At 71.7% G+C, this 7,639-nt stretch carries 7 protein-coding genes; all 7 read right to left on the bottom strand.

The features are described from left to right. Positions 1–23: 23 nt before the first annotated feature. The gene (glgB, locus tag ACFYYF_RS37305; protein ID WP_388782921.1) at positions 24–2,375 is read right to left on the bottom strand and encodes a 1,4-alpha-glucan branching enzyme; all 2,352 of its coding nucleotides are present in this window, start codon (positions 2,373–2,375) and stop codon (positions 24–26) included. An 87-nt stretch (positions 2,376–2,462) separates the two neighbouring features. After that, entirely contained in the window at positions 2,463–3,869 is a 1,407-nt protein-coding gene (locus ACFYYF_RS37310) for a maltokinase (protein ID WP_388782924.1), read from the bottom strand. 222 nt (positions 3,870–4,091) lie between these two features. Beyond that, entirely contained in the window at positions 4,092–4,685 is a 594-nt protein-coding gene (locus tag ACFYYF_RS37315; RefSeq protein WP_388782927.1) for a hypothetical protein, read from the bottom strand. A 150-nt stretch (positions 4,686–4,835) separates the two neighbouring features. Further along, a complete protein-coding gene (locus ACFYYF_RS37320) occupies positions 4,836–5,333 on the bottom strand; it encodes a hypothetical protein (RefSeq protein ID WP_388782930.1) in 498 nt (165 codons plus the stop codon). A gap of 216 nt (positions 5,334–5,549) precedes the next feature. Continuing rightward, a complete protein-coding gene (locus tag ACFYYF_RS37325) occupies positions 5,550–6,098 on the bottom strand; it encodes a hypothetical protein (RefSeq protein ID WP_388782933.1) in 549 nt (182 codons plus the stop codon). Between the two features lie 126 nt (positions 6,099–6,224). Further along, positions 6,225–6,827 carry a signal peptidase I gene (locus ACFYYF_RS37330; RefSeq protein WP_388782936.1) on the bottom strand — a complete coding sequence of 201 codons (603 nt, stop codon included), beginning with the start codon at positions 6,825–6,827 and terminating at the stop codon, positions 6,225–6,227. A gap of 696 nt (positions 6,828–7,523) precedes the next feature. Continuing rightward, positions 7,524–7,639 (bottom strand): alpha-glucosidase C-terminal domain-containing protein (locus ACFYYF_RS37335; protein ID WP_361683473.1); only part of this gene is annotated, 116 nt, incomplete at its 5' end.

The following is a 7,639-nucleotide window of genomic DNA, read 5'->3' on the forward strand; positions in this document are numbered from 1 at the left end:
GGTCGCGCCGCCCCGGCGCCGTCCTAGGCGGGGCGCAGCCACACGGTCGCGAGGGGCGGCAGGGTGAGCTGGATGCTGGCGGCACGGCCGTGCCAGGCCGTGGGCTCCGGTTTGACGGGGTCGGGATTGGTGACGTCGCCGCCGCCGTAGCGGGCGGCGTCGGTGTTGAGGATCTCGTGCCAGGCGGGGACGTCCTCGGGGACGCCGAGGCGGTAGCCGTGGCGGACGGCGGGGGAGAAGTGGGAGACGGCGAGGAGGGGGGTGCCGTCGGCGGCGTGCCGCAGGAAGGCGAAGACGTTGTCGTCCGCCGAGTCACCGGTGATCCAGGCGAAGCCGGACGGGTCCGTGTCGCGCTCCCACAGCGCCGGTTCGTGCCGGTAGACGCCGTTGAGGTCGCGGACGAGGTCGCGCACGCCACGGTGGTCGGGCTCGGCGCCGTACGCCGGGTCGAGGAGCCACCAGTCCGGGCCATGGGCCTCGGACCACTCGGCACCCTGGGCGAACTCCTGTCCCATGAAGAGGAGTTGCTTGCCGGGGTGGGCCCACATGAAGGCGAGGTAGGCGCGCAGGTCGGCGCGCTGCTGCCACCAGTCCCCGGGCATCTTGGAGACCAGCGAGCGTTTGCCGTGCACGACCTCGTCGTGGGAGATCGGCAGGACGTAGTTCTCGCTGTAGGCGTACACCATCGAGAAGGTCATCTCGTCGTGGTGGTACCTGCGGTGCACCGGGTCGTGGGACACGTAGTCCAGCGAGTCGTGCATCCACCCCATGTTCCACTTCAGCCCGAACCCCAGACCGCCGAAGCCTCCGGGGCCGGTGTGGTGGGTGGCCCGGGTGACGCCGTCCCAGGCGGTGGACTCCTCGGCCACGGTGACCACGCCGGGATTGCGGCGGTAGACGGTGGCGTTCATCTCCTGGAGGAAGGCGACCGCGTCCAGGTTCTCGCGGCCGCCGTGCTCGTTGGGGACCCACTGACCGGGTTCGCGGGAGTAGTCGAGGTAGAGCATGGAGGCGACGGCGTCGACCCGCAGGCCGTCGATGTGGAACTCCTCGCACCAGTAGGTGGCGTTCGCGACGAGGAAGTTGCGCACCTCGCGACGGCCGTAGTCGAATTCGAGCGTGCCCCAGTCGGGGTGGTCGGCGCGCCGCGGGTCGGCGTGCTCGTACAGCGGACGGCCGTCGAACTCGGCGAGCGCCCACTCGTCACGGGGGAAGTGCGCGGGCACCCAGTCCATGAGGACGCCGACACCGGCGCGGTGCAGGGCGTCGACGAGGTGCTTGAAGTCGTCGGGGGTGCCCAGACGCGCGGTGGGCGCGTAGAACCCGGTGACCTGATATCCCCACGAGCCGCCGAAGGGGTGCTCGGCGACGGGCATCAGCTCGACGTGGGTGAAGCCGAGGTCGCTGACGTAGGCGGGCAGCTGGTCCGCCAGTTGACGGTAGGTCAGACCCGGCCGCCAGGACGGCAGGTGCACCTCGTACACCGAGAAAGGCGCCTCATGCGCGGGCCGTTCGGCCCTGCCCGCCATCCACTCCGCGTCGCGCCACTCGTGGTGGGAGGCGTGGACGACCGACGACGTGGCGGGCGGCGCCTCGGTACGGCGGGCCATCGGGTCCGCGCGCAGGGTGCGGGAGCCGTCGGGGCGGGCGATGTCGAACTTGTACAGCTCACCCTCGCCGACCCCCGGAACGAACAGCTCCCACACGCCGGACGAGCCCAGCGACCGCATCGGATGGCCCGTGCCGTCCCAGAAGTTGAAGCCGCCGGCCACCCGCACACCGCGCGCGTTCGGGGCCCACACCGTGAACCGTGTCCCGGCGACGCCCTGGTGCTCCATCGGCTCGGCGCCGAGCGCCCGCCACAGCTCCTCGTGCCGCCCCTCGCCGATCAGATGCAGGTCCAGCTCGCCGAGCGCGGGCAGGAAGCGGTACGCGTCCTCGGTCTCCAGCACCGTCCCCTCGTAGGCCACGAGCAGCCGGTACGGGTCGGGGACCACGCGCAGCGGCAGCAGCCCCGAGAAGAACCCGTCCCCGTCGTCGCGCAGTTCGGTGCGCAGGTCGTCCGTGACGACGGTGACCCCGAGCGCGTACGGGCGCAACGCCCGGAAGGCGACGCCGTCCGGCACCGGATGGGCGCCCAGCACTCCATGCGGATCGTGGTGCGTGCCGTCGAGCAGGCGCCGGCGGTCCTCCGGGCCGACACCGGCGGGATGCGTCGGTGCCACGGGAGCACCGCTGCCGGCCGGGACGGGATCGGCGGAGTCCTGGACCCCCGCCGCCCTGGCTGCCGGAGTCGGCGCGTCCGCCGGCTCCGGGGCCCTCGGCCGTTCGGCGGGCCTCCTGTCCCCGGGAGCCGGTTCGTTCGCGCTGGTCATCTTCGGAGTGTCGTCGGGCCGGGGGCGGGGCGTCACGGGCAGGGCCTCCTCGGGCGGATGAGCTGGGGGGGGCGGGGCACAGGGGGATCAGGGTGATGCGGCCAGCCGTCGTACCGCCGCGAGCGGAACCGGCAGCCAGTCCGGGCGGTGCCGGGCCTCGTACACGACCTCGTACACCGCCTTGTCCGTCTCGAAGGCGCGCAGCAGGACGGGATCCGTGCGCGGGTCGATGCCGCTGACCTCGGCGTATCCGGTGCAGTAGGCGGCCCGGCAGGTGTCGGCCCAGCCGGAGTGCGCCGGCGTCCCCGTGGCGTCGGGCGCCCGGGGCACGGAGTGGGCCGCGTAGTCGAAGGAGCGGAGCATGCCCGCGATGTCGCGTGCCGGGGGCTGGGGCATACGGCGCTCGGCGAGCGGTTTCGACGGTTCGCCCTCGAAGTCGATGAGCGACCACTCCCCGTCCGGGGAGCGCAGACACTGGCCCAGATGCAGATCGCCGTGGATGCGCTGGGCCGTCCACGTGTGGCCCTCGGCGGACAGACCGGCCAGCGCCTCGAACGCGGTCCGCAGACCGGGGGCGTGGGGCCGGAGCACGGGCACCGCCCGCGCGGCGGCGTCCAGCCGCTCCGTCATCGCGTCGACGAGCGGCCCCACCTGGGCGTGCCCCAGGGACACGACGGGCAGCGCGCGGGCCAAAGCCGTGTGCACCTCGGCGGTGGCGCGCCCCAGGGCGCGCGCCTCGGCGGCGAAGTCCTCGCCCTTGGCGAGTTCGCGCAGCGCCAGCTCCCAGCCGTCCGAGGCGCCCTGCACGAACGGCTGGAGCACGCCCAGGACGTACGACTGCCCGGACAGCTCGGTCCGCATCCAGGCGGTGGGGGCCGGAACCCGGGGGCAGCCCTCGCGGGCCAGGGCCAGCGGCAGTTCGAGGTCGGGGTTGATCCCGGGAACGATCCGGCGCAGCAGCTTGAGGATGAACGTGTCCCCGTACACCACGGACGAGTTGGACTGCTCGGCGGTCATCATCCGCGGTACGAGACCGGGGCGTATCTCGTGTCCGGCGTCCCGCTCGAAACGCAGCCCGCCGATGCGGGCCCGGGAGCGCAGGGCCTCCAGGAGCACATCGGCGGGCTGGGGGTCGTACAGGGCGTCGTACACCGTACGTCCGGCGAGGGGCCCCTCGGTCAGGTGCCCGATCAGCGCCGGCGCCAGCCGGGGCGGCAGTGCCTCGCGCACGCCGATCAGTAACTGGTAGCAGTCGCCGGGGACGGTCCGGGCGCCGGGCGCGGGCGGCTGATGGGCCCGCGTCAGCAGGTGGTAGAGGCCCAGTGGGCCCTTCCCCGGCAGCAACTCGGTGGCGGTGACCAGCGAGAGGCCGGTGACGGGCCGTCCCTTGCCGGCGAACCAGCGCTGCCGCGGCAGCCAGGTGCGCAGCAGCGGATCGAGGGACGCCAGAAGGCCGGGACCTGGGGGTGCGGTGCGTGTGACGGCTTCCGACATGGGTCGCGTCCTTTCCCCGGGGGCGGGGTGGTTACTGATGCGTGCCCCGGGCGCAGCCGTGGAAACCGCCCCGCCCGGGGGCCTTTTCAGTCGGGTGGGTCCAGGAGATTTCCTGCGGACCTGGCACAAGGGTGTCCAATTCCGGTGGGTGATACCAGACCTGGACACCCGTGCGCCGTTCACTCCGCCCCTGCCGCGTGCGGCCGGACCGCGGTGCCCGGGTCAGGCGGTGGTGCGGGAGAAGGCCAGGCGGATGTCCTTCGCGGTGTCCTTGGAGATGGTGTCGCCCGGCCTCGCGGGCGTGAGCCAGAGTTCGTACTCCGCGGAGTCACCCTGCTGGTCGCCCGCCGCTTTCAGCGCGGCCGTTCCTTTGACCAGCCTGACCTCCGCCGTGACCTTCCCGCCGAGGTCGGCGGGGAGGGTGACGGTGGCCGTGACCGTCAGATCGAGGTCACCGGTGTTCTGCGCCGTGAAGCCACCGATCATTTTGGCGGAGGTCCCGGTGAACTTGATCTCCTTGTTCTTGTACGTGAAGACCGGGGCGGCGCTCGTGAACCAGTCGCTGGAGTTCAGGGCGACGGTCGTCAGCCGGGCGGTCTTCGTGGCCGTGGCCGTGGGTGTGGGAGTGGGTGTGGGTGTCGGGGTGGCCGTGGCCGTGGCGGTGGGTGTCGGGTTGGGAGGGAGGTCCGCCTCGACCGTGAAGGACCCTGTCGCGGTGCTGGTGAACGTGGCGCCGCTGCTCACGCCGACAAGGCCGATGCCGCCCGCGGCCAGTACGCATACCGCCGCGATCTTTCTCCGGTCGGAGATGGCCATTCGTGTAGCGCCCTTCTGATCGAGCTGGGGTCGGTCCGCGCCCCGGGTGACGGGGCGCCATGGCGGTGAACGCCTCGGCCCACCCGGCCCGTCCGGAGCGAGGCCGGAGCGGACCGGGTGGGCTGTGGGTTCGCGTGGGACGCCCTCGGGTCAGGCGGTGGCGTCGACGCGGAAGGTGACCCTGGCCGTCCTGCCGGAGGACTCGTTGCCGAGGTTCGTGGCCTTGATGACGACGCGGTACTGGACGTAGTGGCCGGGCGCGACCGTGTCCGAGCCGTCGGTGTCGCCGCCGGTGCGCTCCAGCGACACCTTGACGTCGAGGTCGCCCGTACGCGCCACGCTCGCGTCGAACGTCACGGGAATGTCGCCGCGGTTCCAGACGGTGAGGTTGGAGCTGTTGAGCGGGACGGCGATCTCCTGGGTCGACGACGTGATCAGCAGCGGCTCCGCGAGCGTGGCCGCGTGACCGTCGTCGCTGATCGTCCAGCCGTCGGCCTGGATCGCGATCTTCGCCGTGCCGGCCTTGACCGTGGACTCGGCGGTCACGGTGTCGGTGAACACGGCGCCGCTGCCGATGCTCACCAGACCGATGCTGCCGGCCAGGATCGCCGCGACGGCGACCGCCTTCTTCTTGTTGGACATGGCCATGTGGAGGACCTTTCGGGGACGGGGCTCCGGCGGGCGAGGGCGTCGGCCCGGCTCGGCCGGTGTGCCCGTAGGGTGGCCGCAGCGCCCGGACCCGTCGCAGGAGGGCAATCCCGCGACGGGTCGGTGGTCACTGGACCAGGGCGTTGTGCGGGGTGGGCCGGGGTTCCGGCCGATGGAAGCGGTCGGAACCACCCCGGCCCACTCACGCGGGGTGGGTCAGGAGGCGGCGGTGACCTTGACGGCGACCGAACCGGTCAGGTTCTGCCAGGAGTTGTCGAGGTTCTTGACCTCGATCTCCACCCTGTAGGTGGCCTTGGCGCCCTTGTTCAGCCAGGTCGTGTCGGTGGCGGCGTCGACGCGCGTCACCTTCACGTTGAGGGCGCCGCCCAGGTCGCCGCTCTTCACGACGTCGAACGCGACGCCCGCACCGGCGGTGCCGTCGTTCTCGACGGTGAAGTTGGTGACCAGACGGCTGGTGGAGGAGCCAAGGAGCTGCTCGCCCTCGAGAACGGCGTAGTTGCCGGACACGATGTTCCAGGCCGAGGTGCCGCCCCAGGTGTAGGTGGCGTGCGGGGCGACACCGTCGTACGCCGAGGTGGTGCCTTCGGCCTTGACGATGGTGAGGTCGGCGTGGCCGGAGCGCAGGTCCGTCTGCGCGGTGACCGTGTCGGTGAAGGTGGCGCCGGCGCCGGCGCCGATGAGGGCGAGGCTGCCGACGGCGATCGCGGCGGCCGCGATCGTCTTCTTCTTGGCGGAAATGGCCACGGTGGTGGGCCCTTCTGTTGGATGGGTGAGGCTTCGGGCTTGCGCCCGGGGCACGACACGGCCTCCCGGCGGCCCACTGGCTGGGTGCCGCCCGGCTTGGTGTCACGGGAAGGAGTCCCGTCGCCCTTATGGGGTGGTGGTCTGTGGGGTGGGCTTCTTCGGGCGCCACAGCAGGACGACCGTGCCGCCCGCGATCAGCACGACGGCCGTGCCGAGCAGCACCCTGAAGCCGGTCTCGGTGTGGATCGAGGTGACGACGAAGCCGACGTACGGAACGTCGTGACGGACGATCCAGGCGGTGTCGCCCTTGGGCCGCACGTGCCAGGGGTCCTGGGTCCGGTTGGCGTCGCCCTTGGTCTCCAGGACCGGGCCCTGCGCGGAGGGCGTGATCTTCACGATCCGGTGGACGACCTGGCGTTCCGGTTCGTCCGGACGGTGGAAGATAACGATGTCACCGACCTTCAGCGACTTCACCGGCTCCCGCTGCGCGATCACGACGCTTCCGGTCGGCAGCTTCGGCTCCATGCTGCCGCTGAGAACCGAACTCGCCTCCCATTTACCGGACTTGACCGCGACCGCCGCCACCGCGAAGCCGATGGCGAGCAGGACGACCACGAGACTCAGCAGAGCCGAGAGAACCCGGTGGACCCAGTGCCGGCGCCGGGACGGCAGCTCGGCGGCCGGCGTCCCGGCGGGCTCCGCCGTCGCACTGCGTACTGCCAGCTTCAACTGTTCTCTCCTGCGGACGAGTTCGGGCCTGTGGAGCGCGGGGAGACGCGCGGTCGCGGAGCCTCTGGGGAGGCGCGGGGGAATGTCGCTCGGGGGCTTGCGCATCCCCCGCGCCGGCTGGGGGAAGAGCCGCGGAGTCCGCGGGATCTCCGTGTCCGAGTGCGGGTCGGACGGAGGGCGGCGACAGGACGGGCCCTTGTCCGGGAGACAGAGCGGGTTCCCGGGTCGTCCCATCGCCGCGGTCTTCACGAAATGCGCACAACGTCGGGCCGGGGGGCCGGCCGGCCGAGAGGCCGCCCGTCGGTGCGGGGTACCGGTCCGCCGTGACGAAGAGCCGCTATAAAGCGGTACCTGGCCTGGACAATCTCGTCCACTCCCGCGCTGTGCGCATGCCGTGAACTCCCCCCAGGGAGTGGCCTCCGTCGAGGTGGCCAAGATCAGATTAGGGGCGTGTGTGCAGAGTGGGAAGAGTGTGGATGAAGTGTGGAGACCGCGTTATCGAAACGTGACGAGCGGGCGGTTTAAAGGTGCCGAGACGGCCGCTGTTGCGGCTTCCGGGGGGTGTGTCTCGGTCTGGCGGGTGCCGGGCCGAACGCCTGGATTCGACGGGCATGTCGCAGGGAGGCCCGGCATCAACGTCCCTGTCCGGAACCCGGGTTGGGCTCCGGACAGCGCCTGGACGCGGTGGGCGGCTCGCTAGGCGGTTTCCTTCCGGAGCCGGAACCAGTAGAAGCCGTGGCCGGCGAGGGTGAGCAGGTAGGGCAGTTCGCCGATGGCGGGGAAGCGGACGCCGCCGATGAGTTCGACGGGGT

This window comes from Streptomyces sp. NPDC001914, from assembly GCF_042891215.1.
In the GTDB taxonomy this organism is placed as follows: Bacteria; Actinomycetota; Actinomycetes; order Streptomycetales; family Streptomycetaceae; genus Streptomyces.

Excerpts from the sequence above, each read along its gene's own strand:
- glgB (WP_388782921.1), bottom strand. The coding sequence starts at position 2,375 with ATGACCAGCGCGAACGAACCGGCTCCCGGGGACAGGAGGCCCGCCGAA.
- ACFYYF_RS37310 (WP_388782924.1), bottom strand. The coding sequence starts at position 3,869 with ATGTCGGAAGCCGTCACACGCACCGCACCCCCAGGTCCCGGCCTTCTG.
- ACFYYF_RS37315 (WP_388782927.1), bottom strand. The coding sequence starts at position 4,685 with ATGGCCATCTCCGACCGGAGAAAGATCGCGGCGGTATGCGTACTGGCC.
- ACFYYF_RS37320 (WP_388782930.1), bottom strand. The coding sequence starts at position 5,333 with ATGGCCATGTCCAACAAGAAGAAGGCGGTCGCCGTCGCGGCGATCCTG.